This is a genomic window from Salmonella sp. 741265116_PST (genome assembly GCF_046567715.1).
GTDB lineage: Bacteria > Pseudomonadota > Gammaproteobacteria > Enterobacterales > Enterobacteriaceae > Salmonella > Salmonella enterica.
In genome coordinates this window covers 150,621-176,170 of record NZ_JBKFPH010000004.1, presented here as the reverse complement: position 1 = coordinate 176,170, position 25,550 = coordinate 150,621, and the positions used below count along the sequence as shown (strand labels likewise).

24 protein-coding genes and 2 pseudogenes are annotated in these 25,550 nt (G+C 51.2%); 14 read left to right on the top strand and 12 right to left on the bottom strand.

Annotation, left to right across the window (positions count from 1 at the left end; all coding sequences use genetic code 11):
- Positions 1-109 precede the first annotated feature (109 nt).
- The 3 genes from purC to dapA all read right to left on the bottom strand — a co-directional run bounded on the left by purC (position 110) and on the right by dapA (position 2,927).
- Positions 110-823: a phosphoribosylaminoimidazolesuccinocarboxamide synthase gene (purC, locus tag ACLD11_RS04840; RefSeq protein ID WP_001171630.1), complete on the bottom strand. Its 714-nt coding sequence runs from the start codon at positions 821-823 to the stop codon at positions 110-112.
- A 174-nt stretch (positions 824-997) separates the two neighbouring features.
- The gene (gene bamC, locus ACLD11_RS04835; protein ID WP_000331880.1) at positions 998-2,032 is read right to left on the bottom strand and encodes an outer membrane protein assembly factor BamC; all 1,035 of its coding nucleotides are present in this window, start codon (positions 2,030-2,032) and stop codon (positions 998-1,000) included.
- A gap of 16 nt (positions 2,033-2,048) precedes the next feature.
- Entirely contained in the window at positions 2,049-2,927 is an 879-nt protein-coding gene (gene dapA / locus ACLD11_RS04830) for a 4-hydroxy-tetrahydrodipicolinate synthase (protein WP_183058959.1), read from the bottom strand.
- 145 nt (positions 2,928-3,072) lie between these two features.
- Here dapA and ACLD11_RS04825 point away from each other — a divergent pair, with 145 nt between their 5' ends.
- Together ACLD11_RS04825 and bcp are read left to right on the top strand one after the other, a co-directional pair.
- Positions 3,073-3,645, top strand: coding sequence for a glycine cleavage system transcriptional repressor (locus tag ACLD11_RS04825; RefSeq protein ID WP_000189061.1), 573 nt, complete (start codon positions 3,073-3,075; stop codon positions 3,643-3,645).
- Positions 3,645-4,115, top strand: coding sequence for a thioredoxin-dependent thiol peroxidase (gene bcp / locus ACLD11_RS04820; RefSeq protein WP_001068686.1), 471 nt, complete (start codon positions 3,645-3,647; stop codon positions 4,113-4,115). Before ACLD11_RS04825 ends, bcp begins: the two co-directional genes overlap by 1 nt.
- A 48-nt stretch (positions 4,116-4,163) precedes the next feature.
- Here bcp and ACLD11_RS04815 read toward each other — a convergent pair.
- Positions 4,164-4,490, bottom strand: a pseudogene (locus tag ACLD11_RS04815) (glycerate kinase); the annotation flags it as partial.
- 215 nt (positions 4,491-4,705) lie between these two features.
- Positions 4,706-5,773 carry an AI-2E family transporter gene (locus ACLD11_RS04810; protein WP_000892056.1) on the bottom strand — a complete coding sequence of 356 codons (1,068 nt, stop codon included), beginning with the start codon at positions 5,771-5,773 and terminating at the stop codon, positions 4,706-4,708.
- Between the two features lie 207 nt (positions 5,774-5,980).
- On the opposite strand from ACLD11_RS04810, the gene bepA reads away from it, so the two are divergent.
- The gene (gene bepA, locus ACLD11_RS04805; RefSeq protein ID WP_411014611.1) at positions 5,981-7,444 is read left to right on the top strand and encodes a beta-barrel assembly-enhancing protease; all 1,464 of its coding nucleotides are present in this window, start codon (positions 5,981-5,983) and stop codon (positions 7,442-7,444) included.
- Positions 7,445-7,483: 39 nt separating this feature from the next.
- Positions 7,484-7,843, top strand: coding sequence for an arsenate reductase (glutaredoxin) (arsC, locus tag ACLD11_RS04800; protein WP_000132650.1), 360 nt, complete (start codon positions 7,484-7,486; stop codon positions 7,841-7,843).
- Between the two features lie 26 nt (positions 7,844-7,869).
- Here arsC and ACLD11_RS04795 read toward each other — a convergent pair whose 3' ends face one another.
- The 3 genes from ACLD11_RS04795 to upp all read right to left on the bottom strand — a co-directional run bounded on the left by ACLD11_RS04795 (position 7,870) and on the right by upp (position 10,669).
- A complete protein-coding gene (locus tag ACLD11_RS04795) occupies positions 7,870-8,571 on the bottom strand; it encodes a DnaA inactivator Hda (protein WP_061835882.1) in 702 nt (233 codons plus the stop codon).
- Positions 8,572-8,665: 94 nt separating this feature from the next.
- Positions 8,666-9,955: a uracil permease gene (gene uraA / locus ACLD11_RS04790; RefSeq protein WP_183058960.1), complete on the bottom strand. Its 1,290-nt coding sequence runs from the start codon at positions 9,953-9,955 to the stop codon at positions 8,666-8,668.
- 87 nt (positions 9,956-10,042) lie between these two features.
- Positions 10,043-10,669, bottom strand: a complete 627-nt coding sequence (gene upp, locus ACLD11_RS04785) for a uracil phosphoribosyltransferase (protein WP_000706208.1) — start codon at positions 10,667-10,669, stop codon at positions 10,043-10,045.
- 412 nt (positions 10,670-11,081) lie between these two features.
- On the opposite strand from upp, the gene purM reads away from it, so the two are divergent.
- The 4 genes from purM to ppx all read left to right on the top strand — a co-directional run bounded on the left by purM (position 11,082) and on the right by ppx (position 16,558).
- On the top strand, positions 11,082-12,119 hold the full coding sequence (purM, locus tag ACLD11_RS04780; protein WP_000130477.1) for a phosphoribosylformylglycinamidine cyclo-ligase: 1,038 nt from the start codon (positions 11,082-11,084) through the stop codon (positions 12,117-12,119).
- Positions 12,119-12,757, top strand: a complete 639-nt coding sequence (purN, locus tag ACLD11_RS04775; protein WP_350387669.1) for a phosphoribosylglycinamide formyltransferase — start codon at positions 12,119-12,121, stop codon at positions 12,755-12,757. The genes purM and purN overlap by 1 nt, the downstream gene beginning before the upstream one ends.
- Positions 12,758-12,945: 188 nt before the next feature.
- Positions 12,946-15,012 (top strand): polyphosphate kinase 1, encoded by a 2,067-nt coding sequence (gene ppk1, locus ACLD11_RS04770; protein ID WP_000529554.1) that lies wholly within the window; start codon positions 12,946-12,948, stop codon positions 15,010-15,012.
- Between the two features lie 4 nt (positions 15,013-15,016).
- A complete protein-coding gene (ppx, locus tag ACLD11_RS04765) occupies positions 15,017-16,558 on the top strand; it encodes an exopolyphosphatase (protein ID WP_183058999.1) in 1,542 nt (513 codons plus the stop codon).
- A 30-nt stretch (positions 16,559-16,588) separates the two neighbouring features.
- On the opposite strand, the gene ACLD11_RS04760 is transcribed toward ppx, so the two are convergent.
- Together ACLD11_RS04760 and ACLD11_RS04755 are read right to left on the bottom strand one after the other, a co-directional pair.
- The gene (locus ACLD11_RS04760; protein WP_411011396.1) at positions 16,589-18,802 is read right to left on the bottom strand and encodes an MASE1 domain-containing protein; all 2,214 of its coding nucleotides are present in this window, start codon (positions 18,800-18,802) and stop codon (positions 16,589-16,591) included.
- A gap of 96 nt (positions 18,803-18,898) precedes the next feature.
- A complete protein-coding gene (locus ACLD11_RS04755; protein WP_001540598.1) occupies positions 18,899-19,036 on the bottom strand; it encodes a hypothetical protein in 138 nt (45 codons plus the stop codon).
- A gap of 178 nt (positions 19,037-19,214) precedes the next feature.
- On the opposite strand from ACLD11_RS04755, the gene ACLD11_RS04750 reads away from it, so the two are divergent.
- The 3 genes from ACLD11_RS04750 to ACLD11_RS04740 all read left to right on the top strand — a co-directional run bounded on the left by ACLD11_RS04750 (position 19,215) and on the right by ACLD11_RS04740 (position 20,714).
- Positions 19,215-19,406: a YfgG family protein gene (locus ACLD11_RS04750; RefSeq protein WP_000075925.1), complete on the top strand. Its 192-nt coding sequence runs from the start codon at positions 19,215-19,217 to the stop codon at positions 19,404-19,406.
- A 237-nt stretch (positions 19,407-19,643) separates the two neighbouring features.
- On the top strand, positions 19,644-20,159 hold the full coding sequence (locus tag ACLD11_RS04745) for a glycine zipper 2TM domain-containing protein (protein ID WP_076934955.1): 516 nt from the start codon (positions 19,644-19,646) through the stop codon (positions 20,157-20,159).
- A 15-nt stretch (positions 20,160-20,174) separates the two neighbouring features.
- Positions 20,175-20,714: a DUF5384 family protein gene (locus ACLD11_RS04740; RefSeq protein ID WP_411014610.1), complete on the top strand. Its 540-nt coding sequence runs from the start codon at positions 20,175-20,177 to the stop codon at positions 20,712-20,714.
- 167 nt (positions 20,715-20,881) lie between these two features.
- Here the strand turns inward: ACLD11_RS04740 and ACLD11_RS04735 are convergent.
- Positions 20,882-21,025 (bottom strand): annotated as a pseudogene (locus tag ACLD11_RS04735) (hypothetical protein); the annotation flags it as partial.
- A gap of 326 nt (positions 21,026-21,351) precedes the next feature.
- Between ACLD11_RS04735 and ACLD11_RS04730 the strand changes: the two are divergent.
- The 3 genes from ACLD11_RS04730 (at position 21,352) to leuE (ending at position 23,622) form a co-directional block, all read left to right on the top strand.
- Positions 21,352-21,813, top strand: a complete 462-nt coding sequence (locus ACLD11_RS04730) for an STM2901 family protein (protein ID WP_411010765.1) — start codon at positions 21,352-21,354, stop codon at positions 21,811-21,813.
- Entirely contained in the window at positions 21,798-22,127 is a 330-nt protein-coding gene (locus ACLD11_RS04725; RefSeq protein WP_411010766.1) for a DUF1493 family protein, read from the top strand. Before ACLD11_RS04730 ends, ACLD11_RS04725 begins: the two co-directional genes overlap by 16 nt.
- Positions 22,128-22,977: 850 nt before the next feature.
- The gene (gene leuE / locus ACLD11_RS04720; RefSeq protein ID WP_411014609.1) at positions 22,978-23,622 is read left to right on the top strand and encodes a leucine efflux protein LeuE; all 645 of its coding nucleotides are present in this window, start codon (positions 22,978-22,980) and stop codon (positions 23,620-23,622) included.
- A 348-nt stretch (positions 23,623-23,970) separates the two neighbouring features.
- Here the strand turns inward: leuE and guaA are convergent, their stop codons facing one another.
- A complete protein-coding gene (guaA, locus tag ACLD11_RS04715) occupies positions 23,971-25,548 on the bottom strand; it encodes a glutamine-hydrolyzing GMP synthase (RefSeq protein ID WP_000138296.1) in 1,578 nt (525 codons plus the stop codon).
- Positions 25,549-25,550: the final 2 nt, after the last annotated feature.

Genomic DNA, 25,550 nt, shown 5'->3' with positions numbered 1-25,550 from the left:
TTATACAGATGATCGTAGGCGGTCAGGCGCAGGATTACCACAGGTAAACGCTATCAGAATGAGGAAAGGATGATACCGGAGAGCGGTTGCCCTCCGGTCAGAAGCGGAATTAATCTAATTTCACGCCCAGGCGATGCGCGACGGCTTCATAGGCTTCAATCAGACCGCCCAGACTCTGGCGGAAGCGGTCTTTGTCCATTTTGTCCAGCGTCTCTTTATCCCACAGGCGGCTGCCGTCCGGCGAAAACTCATCGCCCAGCACCACTTCGCCTTTATACAGGCCAAACTCCAGTTTGAAATCCACCAGGATAAGACCCGCGTCATCAAACAGTTTTTTCAGTACGTCGTTGGCTTTGTAGGTTAGCTCTTTCATACGCGCCAGATTTTCCTGACTTACCCAACCGAACGTTTCACAGTAGGAACTATTCACCATCGGGTCGTGCAGCGCGTCGTTTTTCAGGAACAGATCGAATATCGGCGGGTTAAGCTCCATGCCTTCTTCCACGCCCAGACGCTTGACCAGCGACCCAGCCGCACGGTTGCGCACCACACATTCAACCGGCACCATCTCCAGCTTCTTCACCAGACACTCGGTATCAGACAGCAAACGTTCCATCTGGGTCGGGATGCCCGCCTCGGCCAGTTTGGTCATAATGAAATGGTTGAATTTGTTATTTACCATGCCCTTGCGATCAAACTGTTCAATGCGCGCGCCATCCCCTGCTGACGTATCATTGCGGAATTCGAGCACCAACAGGTCCGGGTTTTCCGTGCTGTATACGGTTTTCGCTTTACCACGATACAACTCAGCTTGCTTTTGCATCTTTAACACTCCTGGGTGTGAATTAACGATAAGTATTCATTTCCTGCTACGCCTGCCGGAGACGCCGGCCTGTAATTGTGGTGCGAAATAGCGGTTAAATCGCGTTTTTGTACCGACGCACACGTTTGCGTATCTTATCAGAAAAAAGGGCCGGATTACTCCAGCCCTGTTAAATTACTTGTTGAACGCTGCCTGGAAGACGGCAACCAGCGCGTCGTTCTGGCTTTGCGTCAGAGTATGCCCCTTAGGATCGATAAACTGCAAGCTGCTGCGGTTATCTAAATCGCCGACCTGCAATTTATAGTCTCCGGATGCCAGTCCCGGGTCGCTAGCGCCCAGATCCCGCCAGTCGCTGTCAGACAACGGTTTGTACGTTACCGCCATGCTGCCCTGAGAACGAGTGCTGTCGGTGACTTTCATGCCCACTTTTTCCAGCGCGGCCGGGAGGCGTTGCCACACGAGGTTGAACGGACCGCGAACGACCAGCATAGGTAAACCGGTATCATCAGCGGCGCTCTGCACATCCATCGTTGCGGCGGAACGGTTCTGCGCGGCATTTGCCGCATCCGTAGCGGTCTTATCCAGACCGGCGGAAATGACGTTCATCATTTCCGTGCTATAGCGCTGCAGCGACGCCGCGTCAGCGACCGGCTTGCCAGCCTGTTCCAGATTAACCAGTTTTACCGTTACCGCCTGCTGATAGCCCTGCGGCTTCACCGAGATTTGATAACGTCCACGATACTGTTCGTCTTCATCCAGGCGGTTCCAGCTCACCCAATCGGTCGTCAGGGTCTGGCTGGCATCGTCACGTTTTTCAATCGGATAATTTTTCGCCTGAATCACGCTGACGACTTGCGGCCACAGCGTGCTGCTCCGGCCATTCTCCACCAATAGCGTAGCGGTATCGCCAGAGAACTGGGTACGCGCGCCGCTCACTAACGCTAACGGCTGCGCTGGCGGACGGATATCCAACGCCTTACCAACCGCGCCGCTCCCCTTCGTGACCGGAATAACGTAGTCGCCAGTCGTGATCGGCAGGATCATTCCTGCCGGGGCGTGAAGTTCAGCAAGCGGCGCGGCATCCAGATAAGATTCATCGCCGCTTACCTGGCGCTTGTAGCGCGAATCGGAACTACAGGCAGCGAGCAGCAAAACAAGCGAAACACCCGCAACCTTCGCCAGGCGCGACTTTTGTACTGAGTAAGCCATCAAATCTCCCTAAACTTTACAGCAGGCCAGCATGCTGAAGCGCTGCTTTGACGATGTCACGACCATGGTCCGTGATAGGCGTCATTGGCAGGCGCAGCGTGTCGGTCGCCACAAGACCCAATGCCTTACATGCCCATTTCACCGGGATAGGATTGGGTTCGACAAATAGTTTGTTGTGTAACGGCATCAGACGCTGGTTGATAGCACGCGCCTCGGCAAATTGCCCTTCCGCCGCCAGTTTGCACATGTCAGCCATCTCGCGCGCCGCTACGTTAGCCGTAACGGAAATCACGCCATGACCACCCAGTTGCATAAAGTCCAGCGCAGACGCGTCATCGCCGCTAAGCAGAATAAAATCGTCTGAAACCAGCTCTTTGATCTGGTGAACGCGGGTTAAGTTCCCTGTCGCCTCTTTGATAGCGATAATATTTTTTATTTCCGCCAGACGACCCACGGTTTCCGGCAACATGTCGCAACCGGTACGGGACGGCACATTATACAGAATTTGCGGCAAGTCAGTGTGTTCCGCGATGGCTTTGAAATGCTGGAACAAACCTTCCTGCGTGGGGCGATTGTAGTACGGCGTCACCGTCAGGCAGCCAACAACGCCGCTATCGTTAAAACGCTGCGTCAGGCTAATCGCTTCCGCGGTCGCGTTTGCGCCCGTGCCGGCGATAACCGGAATACGTCCGTCAGCCAGTTCCAGCGTCATCATCACGACATCGCCATGTTCATCATGGCTTAGCGTGGCAGACTCGCCGGTGGTGCCAACCGAAACAATCGCCGAGGTACCGTTGGCGACATGATAATCAATGAGTTTTTTCAGGCAAGACCTACTGACGTTACCTTTCTCATCCATCGGCGTAACAAGCGCGACAATACTTCCCGTGAACATGGGCCATCCTCTGTGCAAACAAGTCCCTCAATGGTACGTTTGGTATGGCAATAAAAGCAAGCGACCAAAGCCGTTCTGATTGTTGTACGCAGGTTTTTTTTATGGTTTCCTTAAGATTACCTCACCGCTCAAAGGAATAACTGGTTTGACACCGTCATCACAACACTATTTGGTTATCACTGCGCTGGGCGCCGACAGGCCCGGTATTGTGAATACCATTACTCGCCATGTCAGCAGTTGCGGCTGTAATATCGAAGACAGCCGACTGGCGATGCTGGGCGATGAATTCACGTTTATTATGCTGTTGTCCGGCACGTGGAACGCGATTACCTTGATTGAATCGACATTGCCGTTAAAAGGCGCGGAGCTGGATCTGCTGATTGTGATGAAACGGACGTCCGACCGCCCCCGCCCGGCAATGCCCGCGACGGTATGGGTTCAGGTTGAGGTCGCCGACTCCCCGCATTTAATTGAGCGATTCACCGCGCTGTTTAATAGTCATGAAATGAATATTGCGGAGCTGGTCTCCCGCACGCAGCCGGCTGAAGGTGATAAAGCCGCGCAATTATTTATTCAAATCACCGCACATAGCCCGGCGTCGCAAAATTCCGCAAATATTGAGCAAGCCTTTAAAGCACTATGTACAGAACTCAATGCGCAAGGCAGTATAAACGTCGTCAATTACTCACAACATGATGAACAGGATGGAGTTAAGTAATGAATCCACTGAAAGCCGGTGATATCGCACCGAAATTTAGCTTGCCGGATCAAGACGGGGAACAAGTAAATTTGACCGACTTCCAGGGACAGCGCGTTCTGGTTTATTTCTACCCAAAAGCCATGACACCCGGCTGTACCGTGCAGGCCTGCGGCTTACGCGATAACATGGACGAGCTCAAAAAAGCAGGCGTGGACGTGCTGGGCATCAGCACCGATAAACCTGAAAAACTCTCCCGTTTCGCTGAAAAAGAGCTGCTGAACTTTACCCTTTTATCCGATGAAAACCATCAGGTGTGTGAACAGTTCGGCGTCTGGGGCGAAAAGTCGTTTATGGGCAAAACGTATGACGGCATTCACCGCATCAGCTTTTTGATTGACGCTGATGGTAAGATTGAGCACGTCTTTAATGATTTTAAAACCAGTAATCACCATGATGTGGTGCTGAACTGGCTGAAAGAAAACGCGTAAAAGCCTCAGGCCGCGCTGATGTGCGGCCTGGAAAGGAATGCGCCGTCAGGCTTGCCGAGCCATACGCCCTTCTCCGGTAATCACCAAATCGGCATCTTTAACCACCTGCTCAAGCTGTAGCGTTTCCACGACAATCTCTACGTCGGCGCGTAATTCCGCATTGAGCAATCCTAAAAGCGCGCCGCCCATTTCGCCTGCCGCGCCCGCGCCGGGAGCATTAATCACCTCACGTCCCGTAGCCTGATAAATATGCCGGCCCCAGTTCTCCAGCGCCTCGTCCAGGATGTTCACCATTTCCGCTGTCGCCCCTTTTTGTGGGCCGAAAATGGCCGATGCGCCCTGGGAACCACACAGCGGATTGTTGACATCGCACGCCTTTTAGCTGATTGGCGGTAGCGGAATCAATTTCTACAATACAGTTTTCCTTCAGCAGCGAGAATTTTGTAGGTTCCGACAATAAAAATGCCGCAACACGGTGCGGCATTAAAAAAAGAGCGGCTTTCTAAGCGCTTGTCCCCCATCTGGCGTACGCAAAATGGCGGCAGGACACTATGATGTCGTTCACGCTTTCCGACTTTCGTACAGACCGCTCAGGATGAGGCATCCGTCACCTGACCATCCGGCCAGGCATGGACAACGGCTTTAATCAGCGTCGCCAATGGAATGGCGAAAAACACTCCCCAGAAACCCCACAGACCGCCGAAAATCACCACTGACAGAATAATCACCAGCGGATGCAAATTCACCGCTTCGGAGAAAAGTACCGGTACCAGCAGATTGCCATCCAACGCCTGAATAATCAGATAAACGGCAAAACAGCTCCAGAATTCCGTCCCCAGGCCAAACTGAAACAGCGCGACGCCCACCACCGGAATTGTCACCACAAAAGCGCCGATATAGGGGATCAGGACCGAAAAGCCCACCAGTACCGCCAGCAGTAGCGAATAGTTGAGGCCAAACAGCAAAAAGCCCAGCCAGGTCGCCACGCCCACCACCACCATCTCCAGCACTTTTCCGCGGATATAGTTGGTGATCTGCTGATTCATCTCATTCCACACCTGCCCCGCCAGCCCGCGATTACGCGGCAGCACGCGGCGCACGGCATTCAGCATCTGCTCTTTATCTTTTACCAGGAAAAAGACCATCAGCGGCACCAGCACCAGATATACCGCCAGCGTCAGTAGCCCGACTAACGAAGCCAACGAATACTTCACCACCGAATCGCCCATGTTAAGCATCCGGGTACGCATGTTTTCCGCCATCGCATCAATAATGCCCGCATCCATCAGCGCCGGATAGCGTCGCGGCAAGGTCGCGGCAAAATCGGACAGTTTATTCAGCATACCGGGCATATCACGAATCAGGTAAATACCCTGCTGCCAGGCAATCGGCATCACCACAAACGCCATTAATAACAGAATGCCGACAAAGAGGATAAGGACAATGGAGGCTGCCCAGCGCCGGGAACAGCCAATCGCCTGCAGGCGCGCCGTCGGCCACTCCAGCAGGTAGGCCAGTACGATAGCGACCAGCAGCGGCGCTAACAGGCCGCTAAAGAAAAAGAGGATGCTAAAACCAGCCACCAGAATGACCAGCAAGGCAATCGCCTCCGGGTCGCTGAAGCGACGGCGATACCATTGCATTAACATTTCGAGCATAAAACCCTTCCCAGAACTCAACTGCGGGATTGTGATGCCGAATTGTATCGAAATGTCACAAAAAAGACTTCGCTTTTTATCATTGATTCAGGAAACTAAAATAGTGAGTCTGTGCTCATCACAGTTACACTTATGAAGTGTCGGAGCGTGGAACGATATTTCACGACGTTGGTCAAAGGGCTATCTCAAAACAACAGGATAGAGGTTATGTTCAGGCAGTTGAAAAAAAACCTGGTGGCAACCCTCATTGCAGCATTGGCTCTCGGTCAGGTCGCGCCCGCATTTGCCGACCCTGCCGACACGCTGCCCGATATGGGAACCTCGGCAGGGAGCACGCTTTCTATCGGACAAGAGATGCAAATGGGCGACTTTTATGTGCGCCAGCTACGCGGCAGCGCGCCGTTAATCAACGATCCGCTGCTGGTGCAATACATTAACGCGCTGGGGATGCGTCTGGTCTCGCACGCCGACTCCGTCAAAACGCCCTTCCATTTTTTCTTGATCAATAATGACGAAATCAACGCGTTCGCGTTCTTTGGCGGCAATGTGGTGCTACACTCGGCGCTTTTTCGCTACGCGGATAACGAAAGCCAGCTAGCTTCAGTCATGGCGCATGAAATCTCCCACGTGACGCAGCGCCACCTGGCGCGCGCGATGGAAGATCAAAAGCGCAGCGCGCCGCTTACCTGGGTGGGCGCGTTGGGTTCCATTTTGCTGGCCATGGCCAGCCCACAGGCCGGTATGGCGGCACTAACCGGTACTCTGGCGGGAACGCGCCAGGGAATGATAAGTTTCACCCAGCAAAATGAGCAAGAAGCCGACCGTATTGGTATTCAGGTACTGCAACGCGCCGGATTTGACCCACAGGCGATGCCCTCTTTCCTCGAAAAACTGCTCGACCAGGCGCGTTACTCCACGCGTCCGCCTGAAATTTTGCTCACTCACCCCTTACCGGAAAGCCGCCTTGCGGATGCCCGCAACCGTGCCAACCAGATGCGCCCGGTCGTGGTGCAATCTTCCGCCGACTTTTATCTCGCCAAAGCGCGCGCCCTGGGAATGTACAATTCCGGACGTAACCAGCTCACCAGCGACCTGCTGGATCAGTGGTCTAAAGGCAACGTGCGTCAGCAACATGCGGCGCAATATGGCCGGGCGTTGCAGGCGATGGAAGCGAGCAAGTACGATGAAGCGCGCAAAACGTTGCAGCCGCTATTAAGCGCGGAGCCGAACAATGCCTGGTATCTTGACCTCGCCACCGATATTGACCTGGGGCAGAAAAGAGCCAACGACGCGATTAATCGCCTGAAAAATGCCCGCGATCTGCGCGTTAATCCTGTGCTGCAGTTAAACCTCGCCAATGCGTACCTCCAGGGAGGCCAGCCGAAAGCGGCGGAAACCATTCTGAATCGCTACACCTTTAGCCATAAAGATGACGGTAACGGCTGGGATCTGCTTGCTCAGGCCGAAGCCGCGCTGAACAACCACGATCAGGAGCTGGCGGCACGCGCTGAAAGTTATGCGCTGGCGGGACGACTGGATCAGGCAATTTCACTGCTCAGTAGCGCCAGCGCCCAGGCAAAACTGGGTAGCCAGCAACAGGCGCGTTACGATGCGCGTATCGACCAGTTGCGCCAGTTACAGGAACGCTTCAAGCCATACACGAAAATGTAATCGCCGTTTATTAGCCGGATGGCGTCACAAGGAGAACTCATGACCGACACGATTAAAATCTACCATAACCCGCGCTGCTCGAAGAGCCGCGACACGCTGAACCTGCTGAAATCTAACGGCGTGGAACCGGAAGTGGTGCTTTATCTGGATACGCCCGCCGACGCCGCCACCGTGCGGGAGCTGCTGCGTATGTTGGGCATGTCCAGCGCGCGCGAACTGATGCGCCAGAAAGAAGATCTCTATAAGACGCTTCACCTGGCGGATAGCCAGCTAAGTGAAGAGGCGTTAATCCAGGCGCTGGTTGAACACCCTAAACTGATGGAGCGTCCCATTGTGGTGGCAAATGGTCAGGCGCGCATTGGCCGACCGCCTGAGCAGGTGCTGGACATCCTCGGTTAACCGTTGAACGCCGCCGTCGCGGCGTATTACAGTTTCAGGATCTCTTTGACAAACGGGATCGTCAGTTTTCGCTGGGCAGTGATCGACGCATGATCGAGCTGATCCAGCGTCATAAACAGCGTGCGCATTTCGCGATCAAGACGTTTGAGTAAAAACCGCCCGACATCTTCCGGCAGTTCAAACCCCCGTAACCGGGCGCGCAACTGTAGCGCCTGAAGTTTGTCTTCATCGGAAAGAGGCTGGAGTTTATAGATTTGCCCCCAGTCCAGACGGGAAGCGAGATCGGGCAAGCCCAGATTTAACTGTCTTGGCGGACGATCGCCGGTGATCAATAACCGCGTCTTACCGGACTCCAGAATGCGGTTATAGAGATCAAAGATCGCCATCTCCCACAGTTCATCGCCAGCGACACACTCAATGTTATCAATACACACCAGCGAGAGGTGTTCCATACCGTCGAGCACTTCCGGCACGAACCAGGTACGTTTATCGAGCGGGACGTAGCCTACCGCATCTCCACGCTGCGACAGTTCAGCGCAGGCGGCGTGCAGTAAATGGCTGCGGCCCGCGCCTTCACGCGCCCAAAGGTAGATATATCCACTATGTTCCTGGCGCAACACGTTTTGTAACGCGGCCAGTAGAGAGGCGTTATCCCCCGGCCAGAAACTTGCGAAAGTTTCGTCGTCAGGAAGATAAAGTGGCAAAGAGAGCTGTGCCGGTGTGTTCAGAGATACCTCAACCCAGGATGACATAAAATCGCGCTGAGTTTACCACATAATTCCCTTGAGATAGAACCGGGCAGCATCGCTGCCCGGCAACCCGTTACGGATGCGGAGACTCCGCATCATTTGCCTCCAGTACCACTTCTTCCGGACGCAACAGGCTAATCAGTTTAAAAATCAGGCTCAGGCAAATCCCGACGATGGTCGCCAGCGCCATCCCTTTCAATTCTGCCGCGCCAATATGTACTTTCGCGCCGCTCACGCCGATGATCAAAATCACCGAGGTGAGGATCAGGTTTTGCGCTTTGTTGTAATCGACTTTTGATTCGATCAATACGCGAATCCCCGACGCGCCGATGACGCCGTACAACAGCAGCGAGACGCCGCCCATCACGGGTAACGGGATAATCTGAATCGCCGCCGCCAGTTTGCCGACGCAGGAAAGCAGAATGGCGAAAATCGCCGCGCCGCCGATAACCCAAGTACTGTAAACGCGGGTGATCGCCATGACGCCAATATTTTCCCCATAGGTGGTATTCGGCGTGGAGCCGAAGAAACCGGAGACGATCGTCGACAGTCCGTTAGCGAACATCGAGCGGTGCAAACCGGGATCGCGCACTAAATCTTTTTTGACGATATTCGCCGTCACCACCAGATGACCGACATGCTCGGCGATCACGACCAACGCCGCGGGCAGAATCGTCAGGATCGCGAACCATTCAAAACGCGGCGTATAGAAGGTCGGCAGCGCAAACCAGTGCGCCTGGGCAATCGGCGTGGTATCGACCACCCCCAACGCGAATGACAGCGCATAGCCCGCCAGCACGCCGATCAAAATCGGAATGATCGCCAGGAAACCGCGAAACAGTACAGAGCCGAACACCGTCACCGCCAGCGTGACCATGGAGATGATAATTGTTTTCGTGTCCGGCGACTGCCCTTGCGCAGGCAGCAATCCGGCCATCCCCGCCGCGACGCCAGCCAGCTCCAGACCGATGACGGCAACGATTGCGCCCATTGCCGCAGGCGGGAACATCACATCCAGCCAGCCGGTGCCCGCTTTTTTAACAATGAAAGAGACCAGACAGAACAGCACGCCGCACATAATAAAACCGCCCAGCGCTACTTCATAACCCAACGGCAACAGCAGTAGTACCGGGGAAATAAAGGCAAAGCTCGATCCGAGGTAGGCAGGAATTTTACCTTTGCAGATAAAGAGATACAGCAGCGTTCCGATACCGTTAAACAGCAGCACCGTCGCGGGGTTGATATGAAACAGAACTGGCACCAGCACGGTCGCGCCAAACATGGCGAAAAGGTGCTGTAAACTAAGCGGGATTGTCTGTAAAAGCGGCGGTCTTTCACTCACCCCGATAGCACGGCGCGTCATAGTGTTTTCCTCTAAGTGTGTTTGTTATGAGTTGTTTTATTCAAAAAAAAGCCGACTCTTAAAGTCGGCTTTTAATTATTTATTCACTTACTTGGTACCAAAAATCTTATCGCCGGCATCGCCAAGCCCCGGAATAATGTATCCGTGCTCGTTAAGCCCCTGATCGATAGAGGCGGTGTACAGTTCAACGTCCGGGTGCGCTTTTTCCAGCGCCGCAATGCCTTCCGGCGCGGCGACCAGCACCAGCACCTTAATGCTGCTACAGCCTGCTTTTTTCAGCAGGTCGATGGTCGCGATGACAGAACCGCCGGTCGCCAGCATCGGGTCGACGATCAGCGCCATGCGCTCATCAATGTTCGATACCAGTTTCTGGAAATAAGGTACTGGCTCAAGCGTCTCTTCGTTACGGTACATCCCGACTACGCTGATACGCGCGCTCGGTACATTTTCCAGAACGCCTTCCATCATGCCCAGACCCGCGCGCAGAATCGGCACAACGGTAATTTTTTTACCTTTGATCTGGTCGATTTCCACCGGGCCATTCCAGCCTTCGATGGTGACTTTTTCCGTTTCCAGGTCGGCTGTCGCTTCATACGTCAGCAGGCTGCCTACTTCTGAGGCGAGTTCACGAAAGCGTTTAGTGCTAATGTCGTTTTCACGCATCAGACCCAGCTTGTGTTTGACGAGTGGGTGTTTGACTTCCACGATCTTCATACTCTTCTCCTATCCTCAGATGAGTGGCAACCACAAAAAAATCGCCGGATTATACCGCTTTTCCTCTCTGGCGCAACACAATGTATGCTTGACCTGGATCAACTAAAAGCGCTGATAGCGGAAAAGTGAGTATAAATCACTCACGTTGAAACAGGCGATAAAGGCTGACAACCGTTTGAATCTTAGCAATTTTAAGGATGAATGGCCTGTCCTGATCGCCTGTCGTAAACCAAGTGCTGGATATCCTTTTCTTTTTTACCAACAGAGAAATTTTCAAGCAGCGACCGAAACCATGCCAAAAAAATCGTCCGGATATCCAGGGCGCAGACCACGCTCGCAAACGTTTGCTTTCCCTGTTAGAATTGCGCCGAATTTAACTTTTACCGCAAGAAAAAACGTGGGGAACCAGGCAGTGACCGATAAGACCTCTCTTAGCTATAAAGATGCCGGCGTCGATATTGATGCGGGTAACGCTCTGGTTGATCGAATCAAAGGCGTAGTGAAGAAAACTCGCCGCCCGGAGGTTATGGGCGGTCTGGGCGGTTTCGGTGCGCTGTGCGCGTTGCCGCAAAAATATCGTGAACCGGTACTGGTTTCCGGCACTGACGGCGTAGGCACCAAACTTCGCCTGGCGATGGACTTAAAGCGTCACGACGCTATCGGTATTGATCTGGTGGCAATGTGCGTAAACGATCTGGTCGTTCAGGGCGCGGAACCGCTGTTTTTCCTCGATTACTATGCCACGGGTAAACTGGATGTCGATACCGCCGCCAGCGTGATCAACGGTATTGCCGAAGGCTGCCTGCAATCCGGCTGCGCGCTGGTCGGCGGCGAGACGGCGGAAATGCCGGGCATGTATCACGGCGAAGATTACGATGTGGCGGGTTTCTGCGTCGGCGTAGTCGAAAAATCAGAAATCATCGACGGCTCCCGGGTTGCCGAAGGCGACGTGCTGATTGCGCTCGGCTCCAGCGGCCCGCACTCGAATGGATATTCGCTGGTGCGGAAAATTATTGACGTTAGCGGCTGCGACCCACAAACCACTCTGCTGGAAGGGAAGCCGCTGGCCGATCATCTGCTTGAACCGACCCGTATCTACGTAAAATCGGTTCTGGAACTGATTGAAAACGTCGATGTACACGCTATCGCCCACCTCACCGGCGGCGGCTTTTGGGAAAATATTCCGCGCGTTCTGCCGGAGAATACCCAGGCGGTAATTAATGAGTCGTCATGGCAGTGGCCCGCCATCTTTACCTGGCTGCAAACCGCCGGTAATGTCAGCCGACATGAAATGTACCGTACCTTTAACTGCGGCGTCGGCATGGTGATTGCGCTCTCCGCTCCGGAAGCGGACAAAGCGCTTGCTCTGCTAAACGAGAAAGGTGAAAACGCATGGAAAATCGGTATCATCAAAGCCTCTGATTCCGAACAGCGTGTGGTTATTGAATAATGAATATTGTGGTGCTGATTTCCGGCAATGGAAGCAATTTACAGGCGATTATCGATGCCTGCGAAGCGAAGAAAATTAAAGGCACCCTCAGGGCAGTATTCAGCAATAAGGCCGACGCGTTCGGCCTTGAACGCGCCAGAGAAGCCGGCATTCCGGCGCAAGCGCTGACTGCCGATCGGTTTGACAGCCGCGACGCCTTCGATCGCGAGTTGATTAGCAAGATAGACGCGTATGCGCCCGATGTGGTCGTGCTGGCCGGTTTTATGCGTATTCTGAGTCCGATGTTTGTCGCGCATTACTACGGGCGTCTGCTGAACATTCACCCTTCCCTGCTGCCAAAATATCCGGGGTTGCATACCCATCGCCAGGCGCTGGAAAACGGCGATGAGGAGCACGGTACCTCGGTGCATTTCGTGACAGACGAGCTCGACGGCGGCCCGGTCATTCTCCAGGCGAAGGTGCCGGTTTTTGCCGACGACAGCGAAGATGATATCACCGCACGCGTACAAACTCAGGAACATGCGATTTATCCGCTGGTGATTGGCTGGTTTGCGCAGGGACGTCTAAAGATGCGCGATAACGCCGCCTGGCTGGACGGGCGTCGTCTGCCGCCGCAAGGTTATGCGTCTGACGAATAATACGTCATCGGACAGGACTGTGTCTGCTTGCCGGATGGCGGCATAAATGCCTATCCGGCCTACTCTTTTCCCTTCCTTTATGCTATCAGTTTATTGTCATATTTTTCTGGCGCAGTTGGACATTAACGCGTAATGCTCGCCATAATCATCAGGCAGTGTCCCGTGAATAAAACGGAGTATAGGTAGTAATGGGTCAGGAAAAGCTATATATCGAGAAAGAACTAAGCTGGTTAGCATTTAACGAACGCGTGTTACAGGAAGCGGCGGACAAATCCAACCCGTTGATTGAGCGGATGCGGTTCCTGGGAATCTATTCTAATAACCTCGACGAGTTCTACAAAGTGCGTTTCGCTGAACTGAAACGACGCATTATTATCAGCGAAGAACAGGGTTCAAATTCTCATTCACGCCATTTGTTAGGCAAAATTCAGTCCCGCGTGTTGAAAGCAGACCAGGAGTTCGACGGCCTGTACAACGAATTACTGCTGGAAATGGCGCGTAATCAAATCTTTCTGATCAACGAGCGTCAGCTCTCGGTGAACCAACAAAGCTGGTTGCGCCACTATTTTAAGCACTATTTGCGCCAGCATATTACCCCGATTCTCATTAACCGGGAGACGGATCTTGTTCAGTTTTTAAAAGATGATTACACCTATCTGGCGGTGGAGATTATCCGTGGCGACACCATCAACTATGCGCTACTGGAGATACCGTCCGACAAAGTCCCACGCTTCGTTAATCTGCCGCCGGAAACACCGCGCAGACGCAAGCCGATGATCCTTCTGGATAATATTCTGCGCTACTGCCTGGATGACATTTTTAAAGGGTTCTTCGACTATGACGCGCTTAATGCCTATTCGATGAAAATGACCCGCGATGCCGAATATGACCTGGTGCATGAGATGGAATCCAGTCTGATGGAGCTGATGTCTTCCAGCCTGAAGCAGCGCCTGACCGCTGAACCTGTGCGCTTTGTCTATCAACGTGATATGCCCGCCGCGCTGGTCGACGTGCTGCGGGAAAAACTGACGATCTCCCGGTATGACTCAATCGTACCCGGCGGGCGCTACCACAATTTTAAAGACTTTATTAATTTTCCGAATGTCGGTAAAGCCAACCTGGTCAATAAACCGTTACCGCGGTTACGCCATCTTTGGTTTGATAAAGAGAAGTTTCGTAACGGTTTCGACGCGATTCGCGAACGTGATGTGCTGCTCTATTATCCGTACCATACCTTCGAGCATGTACTGGAACTGCTGCGTCAGGCGTCGTTTGACCCAAGCGTGCTGGCGATCAAAATCAATATTTATCGCGTAGCGAAAGACTCGCGCATTATTGACTCGATGATCCATGCCGCCCATAACGGCAAAAAAGTCACCGTGGTGGTGGAGTTGCAGGCGCGCTTCGATGAAGAGGCGAATATTCACTGGGCCAAGCGGTTAACCGAAGCGGGCGTCCATGTTATTTTCTCTGCGCCTGGGCTGAAAATTCACGCCAAACTCTTTCTCATCTCACGAAAAGAGGGCGATGACGTGGTGCGTTATGCGCATATCGGCACCGGTAACTTCAACGAAAAAACAGCGCGGCTGTATACCGATTATTCGCTGCTGACCGCCGATGCGCGCATTACCAATGAAGTTCGTCGGGTCTTTAATTTTATTGAAAACCCCTATCGCCCGGTCACTTTCGATTATTTGATGGTTTCTCCACAAAACTCACGGCGTCTGCTGTATGAGATGATCGATCGTGAAATCGCCAATGCCCAGCAAGGCTTACCGTCAGGGATTACCTTAAAGCTTAACAACCTGGTTGATAAAGGGCTGGTCGACAGGCTATACGCCGCGTCGGGTTCGGGCGTCCAGGTCAATCTGCTGGTGCGCGGTATGTGTTCTCTTATTCCGCAACTGGAAGGCATTAGCGATAATATTCGCGCGATTAGCATCGTGGATCGCTATCTGGAACACGATCGGGTTTATATTTTCGAAAACGGCGGTGATAAGCAAGTTTGGCTCTCTTCAGCTGACTGGATGACGCGTAATATTGACTACCGTATCGAAGTCGCTACGCCTATCCTCGACCCGCGGCTTAAACAACGCGTCCTGGATATCATTGACATTCTGTTTAGCGACACGGTAAAAGCGCGTTTTATCGATAAAGAACTCAGCAACCGCTACGTACTGCGCGGCAATCGCCGTAAAGTTCAGGCGCAGCTGGCAATTTATGACTACATCAAATCACTTGAGCAACCAGACTAACGCTATGCCAATTTACGATAAATCCCCTCGCCCGCAGGAGTTCGCTGCGGTCGATCTCGGCTCAAACAGCTTTCATATGGTCATTGCCCGCGTGGTTGACGGCGCAATGCAGATTATCGGGCGCTTAAAACAGCGCGTCCATCTGGCGGACGGGCTGGGCGCGGATAACAAACTCAGCGAAGAAGCCATGGAACGGGGGCTTAGCTGTCTGTCGCTGTTTGCTGAACGCTTACAAGGTTTCTCCCCTTCCAGCGTCTGTATCGTAGGCACCCATACGTTACGTCAGGCGCAAAATGCCGCTGATTTTCTCAAACGTGCGGAAAAGGTTATTCCCTACCCGATAGAGATTATTTCCGGTAACGAAGAAGCGCGCCTGATTTTTATGGGCGTAGAACATACGCAGCCGGAAAAAGGCCGCAAGCTGGTGATCGATATCGGCGGCGGGTCAACAGAGCTGGTCATTGGCGAAAACTTCGAACCCAGGCTGGTTGAAAGCCGTCGTATGGGCTGCGTGAGCTTCGCACAGCTCTACTTTCCCGGCGGCGTTATCAATACAGAAAACTTCCAGCGCGCCCGAATGGCGGCGGCGCAAAAACTGGAAACCTTAACCTGGCAGTATCGTATTCAGGGTTGGAACGTAGCGATGGGCGCTTCCGGTACGATTAAGGCCGCTCATGAAGTTCTCCTGGCGCTGGGTGAGAAAGATGGCTTCATTACGCCGGAGCGCCTCGATAAACTGAAGTCAGAAGTGTTGAAGCACCGCTCCTTTAATGCGCTCAGCCTGCCGGGTCTGTCTGAAGAACGAAAAGCGGTCTTTGTGCCGGGCCTGGCGATTCTGTGCGGCGTTTTTGATGCTCTGGCTATCCGCGAGCTTCGCCTTTCTGACGGCGCGTTGCGCGAAGGCGTGCTGTATGAAATGGAAGGCCGCTTCCGCCATCAGGATGTTCGCAGCCGTACCGCAAAAAGTCTGGCCAATCAATACAACATTGACAGAGAACAGGCCAGACGCGTGCTGGAAACCACCATGCAGATGTACGAGCAGTGGCAGGCCCAGCAGCCAAAACTGACGCATCCGCAGCTTGAAGCGTTGCTCCGTTGGGCGGCAATGCTGCATGAGGTTGGACTGAATATTAATCACAGCGGTTTACATCGCCATTCGGCTTATATTCTGCAACACAGCGATTTGCCCGGCTTTAATCAGGAGCAGCAAATGATGATGGCGACGCTGGTGCGTTATCATCGTAAAGCCATAAAACTGGATGATATGCCCCGCTTTACGCTGTTTAAGAAAAAACAGTATCTGCCGTTAATTCAGCTACTTCGGCTGGGCGTATTACTGAACAACCAGCGGCAGGCGACCACCACGCCACCGACGCTACGGCTAACGACCAATGACAGCCACTGGACGTTATGTTTTCCGCATGACTGGTTCAGCCAGAATGCGCTGGTACTGCTTGATCTGGAAAAAGAACAGCAGTACTGGGAAGCGGTAACTGGCTGGCGTCTCAATATTGAGGAAGAAAGCTCGCCGGAGATCGCCGCGTAAATTGTGGGTCAGACGCCGCGGCGTCTGCCTTTACTGAATCTCAGATAATAGCTGCGGCTCGCCAATTAAATATCCCTGAAGATAGTCGATCCCCAACGAGAGCACTGCGCTGCGTATTTCTTCGCTCTCGACATACTCCGCGACGACCTGCATATTTTTCATTCGCGCTAAATGACAAATAGAAGCCACAATCTGATAATCGAGACTGTTTGACACTATATTGCGAATAAAACTGCCGTCAATTTTAAGAATATCAGCGTTAACGTTTTTCAGCCGCGCATAGCTGGCGTAGCCAGTACCGAAATCATCAATCGCTATCTGACAGCCAAACTGCTGTAGCTGTCCCAGCGTCAATTGCGCCTGCTCAGCATTGGTGAGAGAGTTGCTTTCCGTTACCTCAAAAACCAGTTGCCAGGGTTCAACCTGATATTGTTTAAGCAACTGCTTAACTTCTGAAGGGAAACGGGCGCGACATACCGATGTTGGCGACAGATTAATGGCAAAACGATGCGCGGGCATATATTCCCGGCTGGCCGCCATAAACCGCAGCGTGTTTTCAATCACCCAAAGATCGATAGCGGAAGACAAACCAAACTCATGCGCCACGGGTAAAAAATTGTCCGGGTTGATAACATCGCCGTTGTCATCCCTGAGTCGCAGTAAAATTTCATGGTAAACGTCCCCACGAATACCGAAAATAGGCTGCGCCATCAGGAAAAAATGATCGTGCTCCAACGCCTGTTGCAGGCGATTCATCATCGCAATTCTGCCCTTCAAATCGCGCTGCAGGTGCATTGCGCCGCGCCGCTGTAAATCCTCCGGCGCGTTAGTCGTCAACGAAAGATCGGAACTGGTGCTTAATTCGCCCAACAGCAGATAAAGGTGGCTAACCGGAGAACGCACGCAGCAGTAACTCACGCCGACAGGCGGCTGTAGCGGCAGTCCATCCCAGATAAACCGAAACTGCTTAATATGTTTATCCAGCGCTTCAATACGCTGCTGATGCGCCTCTGTATTAAGACGCAGCACCAGGTCGTGCCCTGACATCTGGTAGACACACTCATTTGAGGCCAGCATCGGCGTAATCCAGTGAGAGAGCTTTTGCTTATACTGGATGCGTAGCATGACGCCATAATTTTTACCCAATAGCTCCAGACCCGGCACGTGTAAAAAACAGATCGTAGACCAGGGCGCATTTTTGAGCGCGCGGTTTAATGCACGTAAATTGGGAAGATGTACAACCGGGTCAAGATAGGCCAGCCGCCGTGCGCGACCACTCACTACGCGCTGACGCGTGGCCAGTACAGACATATAATTAACAATAAAAGAAAAAACCAGATAGCTCGAAGAGGTAATCGCTAATTGCGTATCATAACCTGAATACCAGGGCATATAACGCTGATAATAATGAATCGACGTAATTAGCACGACGGCCCAGATAATTGAAATAAACTTATAGCCATAGCGCATCGCGCCCCACAGCATGACCGGCAATAATAACGAAAGCGTATAGTTGGTACTAAATATTGAACTATTATCAGTCAATGGCATACACAGTATAAACATTAGTGTAGTCAATACGGCCAGCCAAATAACGATCTCTTTTTTAGTGGCCTTGCTATCAATCTGTAGCTTTAATTGCTGATAATAACCCCGCAGGTGCAGCGGATTGCGGAGAGTACGAATAATAAAATAGCACAATGGCACGCCGATAAGATTACCGACCAGTAACGCCTGGTAATTAATCAGCGTGTTGATATTAAAGGGCATTACCCCCATCAGGCTGGCTTTACTTTCGTACATGCCAACAAAAGCGGCAAACTGGTAGATGACCAGAAATAATGTTGCTGAACAAAATACCTGCCAGAACATTCGTTGAAACAACAGGTGGGCGTCGCCGTGGGAAACATTGTTTCGCCGGGGGGAAAAGACACGATAGCCGCCCCAGCTTAGCACGATAGTAATGATAAAGTGCATCGTCACAGAAAGGGTTTCATACAGCCCTGTCTGCGGGTATCTGCGCCAGAAGATAGCAAGCACAATGCCCGGCAGTGCTGCCCAGCCGAAAAAGAGCATCAGGCTAAGCATAAAAGCTAACGGCAGGTAAAAAAGAACCACATTTCCAGTGCTGGTATGCGCATAAGTATTTGCGCTACTTAAAACAGGTAGTAAAATCGAAGGAAGAATGAGCGGTAGTCCCCACCATTTATCTCTGATATTTATATAAATTTTATTTAGCTTCATAGATGCTCAGCAGAACCCCCCAATCCCAAAGGGGCGTTAACAGACAGGCATCCCACCTGACTTTAAATTGATGACGCGATATACATCACACGATAGTCATCGATTGTAATTATTAAACAAAAGTAACATTTGATTTAAGTCAATTATTACCTTTCTCCTGCAACCTTTATTCGCCTTTTTATTCTTTGTTATCATTAATTTATTATTAATGTAAATACTAAAATTATCTTCCATAACAATATAAAATAAATCAACTGACGCAATTTTACATTAAGAGGAATTGACCATCGGTTCGCAGTATGCCTTAATGTAGAGTGAACGCAGGCTTGTTACGTTCTTCGCCTTGATAATACTCTTGAAGAACCCAGCCTGATCCCGCCCATACCGCTGGGCCAACGTTAAGGAACCCTTTGTGAGTCAGGCCAACAGTATGCGAAAACGACATCGATTTAATACTCGCATGACCCGTATCGTACTGCTTATCAGTTTTCTCTTCTTCTTTGGACGTTTCGTCTACTCTTCTATCGGCGCCTGGCAGCACCATCAGGATAAAAAAGAAGCGCAACAGTCAACGCTTTCGGTCAACACGCCGGGACAGCGTTAACTAGCCGTTATCCGTTGAAATAGCGATACTATCGTCACAGGCTTGCGGTGTTATCCAGAACTCTGCTACCCCCTGCCCTGGCTTAGCATGAACCGATAAAAACAAAGCATCGTATTATCTAATGCTTTGTTTTTTAGTCTAAAAAAACAATCAACTACAAGAAACGATAGTTTACTTTTTTTAAGATTAGCCTTAAATACATTCCTTTTTGCGTTATTACCTAAACAAGGAATTGTGATGAATTTTAAAAAAAATGCTTTGCCTCTGGTTTTGTTTGCCTCTTTTTCTCTTGCCGGATGCCAGTCCAATGCGGATGACTACGCCGCAGATGTTTACCAAACCGGGCAGTTAAACGCGAAGCAAGAAACAAAGACCGTCAATATTATCTCTGTTTTGCCAGCGAAAGTTGCCGTAGATAATACCGCCAATAAAAAAACCGCTCAGACCTTCGGCGCAATTCTTGGGGCTGTAGCGGGCGGCGTTACTGGTCATAACGTGGGCTCAGGTAGCGGTTTGGGTACTACTGCCGGCGCGGTTGGCGGCGGAGCCGTTGGCGCAGCGGCGGGTTCATTGGTTAAAGATAAAACGTTAGTTGAAGGCGTATCTTTGACTTACAAAGAAGGAACGAAGGTTTATACCTCCACCCAAGTTGGAAAAACGTGCCAATTTACCACCGGTCTGGCTATGGTGATATCGACCAAAGATAACGAAACGCGAATTCAACCCAATACGAAATGTCCTGAGAAAAGCTAACTATCAGGAGATTTTATGAAGAAAGTTATTTTAGGCACTGTTTTATTCACCCTAAGCGGCTCGGTTTTATCTTCTTCTTTGCAGGAGCAGCTTGCGGCGGTAGCCCAGGCTGAACAGCAAGGAAAAAATGAAGAAAACAGACAACGTGATGCTCTGCAAACCAAACGAGATCAAGAGGCTCAACAGGAAAGACAAAGGCAAGCCAATGCGGCAGCGCTTGCTAAGCAGCGAGCAAAAGCGGCAGAAGCTGAACGGAAAGCACGGCAAGCAAAATTGGCAGCGGAAGCCGCGCAAGATAAAGCGCGCGATCAAAGCTACGAAGATGAGCTTCGTCGTTTAGAAATTCAGAAACAAAAACTGGCGCTGGCCAGGGAAGAGGCCCGGGTAAAAAGAGAAAATGAATTCATCGATCAAGAGCTGAAAAGTAAAGCTGCCCAGACAGATGTTATTCAATCTCATGCTGATGTAAACAGAAATCTATCTGAAGGCGGTCGCGATCTGCTGCAAAGTGAAGGTAAAGCCCGTGAGGAAAAGGCAAGCGGCTGGTTTAACTGATTTCGCTAATCATTTATGACCAGTAAAAAAACCTCTGCGTGAGCGGAGGTTTCTGTCTGGTCGCACAGTATTTTCGCTGTTCAGCGACGGGTCACCCTACATAAAAAAGCCCACGCAAAAAAAGAAGCTTTAGCGTTAACGCCAAAAGACAATCCCACTCAATGAGTTCAGGCCATGATCAGACGCTTAAAGAGCAACCGCGGGATATCCTGCCTGGGTGATAAGATCACATGCGCGGTTACTAAGATTCCCTCAACCGAATACAAAACCCGATAGCCTTCAGCGTGGTTAAACTCCCGGTAGCTGGCACAAGTTCAGGGCAAATCTGGCATCCCAGCGGGCACTGGCCTACGGTACTCTCAAACTGTGTAAGTATCTCTGCGATAGCCAGTCGTGGCTCAACCTCAACGCGCTTCAGGAACCCGCTATTGTGTTGATACAGTGCTTTACCATAAACGTATACTCAAAGGTTCCGCCCTATCCGCCAGTGTCAATGCGAAATCAGGAAGATAACCATCGTGGGAGGAGAATAAGATGACCAGTCCCATACGTCAGAATTTGTTTTGTAAAGAGCCCAGTTAGAACAAAGAGATTGGGTGTTGTATAATTTTTGGTCATGGTTAGAAGGGGTGAGTAAATGGACACTACTGAAACATTGAATGGTACGTACTTCTACGGCGGGTTATCCAACCTGACACCACAACAACTATGGTGGGCTATCACCATCGCCGTTGTGAGCGATCATCTGGGGATCTCAGCGGTTGATGCTGCACTGGTTATCTCAGGGCAACCAGTTCTACCTACGAGGGGTAAACCTCGTGGGACAACGCCAGGAACATCAATTGCTTCTAAGTACATCAGTAATTGGTTGAACTATAAACTGCCTCCTGGGATCAGATTACCAACGTTGACAGGCAAAACCATCAACTCATTACAGCTAAGCTCAACGAATAATTTAGGTCGTTTCGTTGGTCGTAATGTACCCTGGCTCGGTTGGGTTATGACATTCACTACGATTTATGATATCCAGCGTGATATTAAAGATACATTTAATTGTGTGGCGGTTCCTAAAGATCGCATTCAGTGGATGTACTTCTAATGAGAGATATTGAGAAAGAAATTATCGATTTTATCGATCAGGAATATAACACTAAAAAGTACTTTCTCTGTGGGCCAAAGCGAACCATCACGCTTGATACCAGTATTAGGGATGATCTTAAACTCGTTTTTGAAGATAGTGAAGAACTTCTACAAGAGTACTTCAAGCGTTGGAATGTAGATTCAGAAGGATTTGACATACTCAACTATCTGAATCCAGAGTACTTTGGAAATAAAGAGCCTGATCCGCGTAAGACACTAACAGTTGGTATGCTCGTTGAAAGTGCTAAAGCTGGACGTTGGTTATATAGTTAAAAAATAAAATTATTATATTTTAAATACCCATTATTTGGACATTTTTTATTATCATAACGGTAATATGATTAGGTGTATACCCAAAATAATTCGAGTTGCTTAAAGGCGGCAAGGGAGTGAGTCCCCAGGAGCATAGATAACTATGTGACTGGGGTGAACGAGCGTAGCCAACACATAAGCAACTTGAAGTATGAAGGGTATATATTTTCATGATTATTAGTAAGAGCCTATCCCATTAGGGCTATTTTACTTGCCATTTTGGTCCTGGCAGTGCTCAAAATCCTCACGTACTACGTGTACGCTCCGGTTTTAGCGCGCTGTCCGTGTCCAAACTGGCTGCGCCAATAACGCCTGGTGGGATAGGCTCTAGATACATAGAATGGCTTGCAGATGGAAACCTGCGATTGGCGAGTACGTGATTTAGGCGATCTGAATCGCCACGGATAACCTGGACAAGCTCAAGGCGTCGCGATCTGCTGCAAAGCGAAGGTAAAGCCCATCTGCGATAGCCGGACGTGGCTCAACCTCAACGCGCTTCAGGAACCCGCTATTGTGTCGATGCAGTGCTTTACCATAAATGTATACTCAAAGGTTACCTGCGGTTCCGCCCTATCCGCCATCGTCAATGCGAAATCAGGAAGATAACCATCGTGGGAGGAGAATAAGGTGACCAGTCCCATACGTCAGGATTTGTTTTGTAAAGAGCCCAGTAAGCTCTGAAACTTTTTAGGCGTAGTCGGCCTGGTGCCAGAAGCGAACATTGGCTGAATTGAAAGTAGCCATGATGTGTTTTCATTATGGCCTGTTACGTTAGAATAACCTCGTTGAAAACAATAGAGCTGGAGTAAAAATGTTTGCTGATTTTGGTATCGTGAATTTCTGGACGTATCTGCTTGGTGCGACACTGATAGTCCTTGCTCCTGGCCCTGAGACCATGTTCGTGATTAAAACAAGCATTACGAGCGGCATCAAACGAGGCTTTGCTGCCATATTTTCCATTCTCATGAGTGACGTACTTCTGGTTCTGCTGGCATGGTGTGGGCTGGCTGCGGTCATAAGCTCAACCCCAGCCTTGTTTAACGCCATCAAATACGCAGGTGCTGCCTATCTTTTCTATCTCGGTGTCCAGACGATACGCACTATCTTTAAGCCCGCTATCGAAACGAGTGAGGAAAAGAAATCTTCAGCTAATGCTAAGGGGATCATCGGGCGCGGAATGCTGGTTACTCTACTGAATCCAAAGACGCTACTGTTCTATATCTCTTTTTTCGCCCAGTTCATCAATGTTCAGGCTGAACACTCCTGGATGGCGTTTATCATTCTTGCTGCGGTAATGTTCGCGATTACTCTCGCTTATTTCGGTTTCCTCGTTTTCTGCGGCTCTTATCTGCTAAGCCGTCTGAAAGGCAACCGTAGATTATCAACCATTGGAAACACGCTGGTAGGTATGTTCTTCATTGGATTTGCAGCACGACTCGCAAGCGCCACTTCCTAACTGAACAACTAAACCGCCTCACGGCGGTTTTTTTACGTTCTTACGCTGGATGGGACGACCGCTCCTCGCTCACGGCGGACATTGTAGTCTGGCTTTCATGCATGCAATTCGAGGAAAACTATGAGTGAGCTGAGACAGCACAAAACGTTGCCGCATTCGCTCGAACTCCTGCTGCTTACTCCATCGCTCTCGTACTGTTTACTTTTCCGATGATTACGTCAAATTTGCCGTCAGGAGCTGTGCGCTACACAGAGAATTTATCTATGCATATAAATAAAAACCCTCTGCAAAAACAGAGGGTTAAATTCACTTTTACCTGTTCATGAAAACACAGAAAGGGTTATCGGATCATTCCCACTCAATGGTAGCCGGTGGTTTACCGCTGATGTCATACACCACACGGGAAATCCCGTTGACTTCATTGATAATGCGGTTGGAAACGCGACCGAGGAAATCGTACGGCAGGTGCGCCCAGTGCGCGGTCATAAAGTCGATGGTTTCGACGGCACGCAGGGAGACCACCCAATCGTACTTACGACCATCGCCCATGACGCCTACGGAACGGACCGGCAGGAAGACGGTGAACGCCTGGCTGACTTTGTCGTACAGATCCGCTTTGCGCAGCTCTTCAATGAAGATAGCGTCAGCACGGCGCAGCAGGTCACAGTACTCTTTCTTCACTTCGCCCAGTACGCGCACGCCGAGGCCCGGCCCCGGGAACGGGTGACGGTACAGCATGTCGTACGGCAGGCCCAGCTCCAGACCAATCTTACGCACTTCATCTTTGAACAGCTCTTTCAGCGGTTCAACCAGCCCCATCTTCATCTCTTTCGGCAGGCCGCCGACATTGTGGTGAGATTTGATGACGTGTGCTTTACCGGTTGCCGAAGCGGCAGATTCGATGACGTCAGGGTAGATGGTGCCCTGCGCCAGCCATTTCACGTCTTCCAGTTTGAGCGCTTCTTCGTCGAACACTTCTACAAAAACACGGCCAATGATCTTACGCTTGGCTTCCGGATCGTTCTCGCCAGCCAGCGCGGACAGGAAGCGCTCTTCCGCCGGTACGTGAACGATATTCAGACCAAAATGGTCGCCAAACATGTCCATCACCTGCTCGGCTTCGTTCAGGCGTAACAGGCCGTTATCGACGAAAACACAGGTCAGATTTTTACCGATCGCGCGGTGCAGCAACATCGCAGTTACGGAAGAATCCACGCCACCGGAGAGACCGAGGATTACTTTGTCGTCGCCCACCTGCTCGCGGATGCGCGCCACGGCATCGTCGATGATCTTCGCCGGCGTCCACAGGGCTTCACACTGGCAGATATCGCGTACAAAACGCTCCAGCATACGCATACCCTGGCGGGTATGGGTCACTTCCGGGTGGAACTGTACGCCGTAGAAGCGTTTTTCTTCGTTAGCCATGATGGCGAACGGGCAGCTTTCGGTGCTGGCGACGGTCACGAAGTCGGACGGAATCGCCGTCACTTTATCGCCGTGGCTCATCCACACGTCCAGCAGCGGTTTGCCGTCGGCGGTCAGTGAGTCTTCAATACCACGAACCAGCGCGCTGTCGGTCAGCACTTCGACCTGCGCGTAACCAAATTCACGCTCATTAGAACCTTCTACATGACCACCAAGCTGCATCGCCATGGTCTGCATCCCGTAGCAGACGCCAAATACCGGCACGCCTGCTTCAAAGACATACTGCGGCGCGCGCGGGCTGTTTTCTTCGGTGGTGCTTTCCGGGCCGCCGGAAAGAATAATGCCGCTTGGGTTGAAGTCACGAATTTGTGCTTCTGTCACATCCCACGCCCACAGTTCGCAGTAAACGCCCAGCTCACGCACGCGGCGCGCAACCAGTTGAGTGTACTGGGAACCGAAGTCCAGAATGAGGATGCGATGCTTATGAATGTTTTCCGTCATTG

Excerpts from the sequence above, each read along its gene's own strand:
- purC (WP_001171630.1), bottom strand. The coding sequence starts at position 823 with ATGCAAAAGCAAGCTGAGTTGTATCGTGGTAAAGCGAAAACCGTATAC.
- guaA (WP_000138296.1), bottom strand. The coding sequence starts at position 25,548 with ATGACGGAAAACATTCATAAGCATCGCATCCTCATTCTGGACTTCGGT.
- bcp (WP_001068686.1), top strand. The coding sequence starts at position 3,645 with ATGAATCCACTGAAAGCCGGTGATATCGCACCGAAATTTAGCTTGCCG.
- ACLD11_RS04810 (WP_000892056.1), bottom strand. The coding sequence starts at position 5,773 with ATGCTCGAAATGTTAATGCAATGGTATCGCCGTCGCTTCAGCGACCCG.
- upp (WP_000706208.1), bottom strand. The coding sequence starts at position 10,669 with ATGAAGATCGTGGAAGTCAAACACCCACTCGTCAAACACAAGCTGGGT.
- leuE (WP_411014609.1), top strand. The coding sequence starts at position 22,978 with ATGTTTGCTGATTTTGGTATCGTGAATTTCTGGACGTATCTGCTTGGT.
- ppx (WP_183058999.1), top strand. The coding sequence starts at position 15,017 with ATGCCAATTTACGATAAATCCCCTCGCCCGCAGGAGTTCGCTGCGGTC.
- purN (WP_350387669.1), top strand. The coding sequence starts at position 12,119 with ATGAATATTGTGGTGCTGATTTCCGGCAATGGAAGCAATTTACAGGCG.
- ACLD11_RS04745 (WP_076934955.1), top strand. The coding sequence starts at position 19,644 with ATGAATTTTAAAAAAAATGCTTTGCCTCTGGTTTTGTTTGCCTCTTTT.
- ACLD11_RS04730 (WP_411010765.1), top strand. The coding sequence starts at position 21,352 with ATGGACACTACTGAAACATTGAATGGTACGTACTTCTACGGCGGGTTA.
- arsC (WP_000132650.1), top strand. The coding sequence starts at position 7,484 with ATGACCGACACGATTAAAATCTACCATAACCCGCGCTGCTCGAAGAGC.
- bepA (WP_411014611.1), top strand. The coding sequence starts at position 5,981 with ATGTTCAGGCAGTTGAAAAAAAACCTGGTGGCAACCCTCATTGCAGCA.
- bamC (WP_000331880.1), bottom strand. The coding sequence starts at position 2,032 with ATGGCTTACTCAGTACAAAAGTCGCGCCTGGCGAAGGTTGCGGGTGTT.
- ppk1 (WP_000529554.1), top strand. The coding sequence starts at position 12,946 with ATGGGTCAGGAAAAGCTATATATCGAGAAAGAACTAAGCTGGTTAGCA.
- ACLD11_RS04760 (WP_411011396.1), bottom strand. The coding sequence starts at position 18,802 with ATGAAGCTAAATAAAATTTATATAAATATCAGAGATAAATGGTGGGGA.
- ACLD11_RS04755 (WP_001540598.1), bottom strand. The coding sequence starts at position 19,036 with ATGGAAGATAATTTTAGTATTTACATTAATAATAAATTAATGATAACA.
- dapA (WP_183058959.1), bottom strand. The coding sequence starts at position 2,927 with ATGTTCACGGGAAGTATTGTCGCGCTTGTTACGCCGATGGATGAGAAA.
- uraA (WP_183058960.1), bottom strand. The coding sequence starts at position 9,955 with ATGACGCGCCGTGCTATCGGGGTGAGTGAAAGACCGCCGCTTTTACAG.
- ACLD11_RS04740 (WP_411014610.1), top strand. The coding sequence starts at position 20,175 with ATGAAGAAAGTTATTTTAGGCACTGTTTTATTCACCCTAAGCGGCTCG.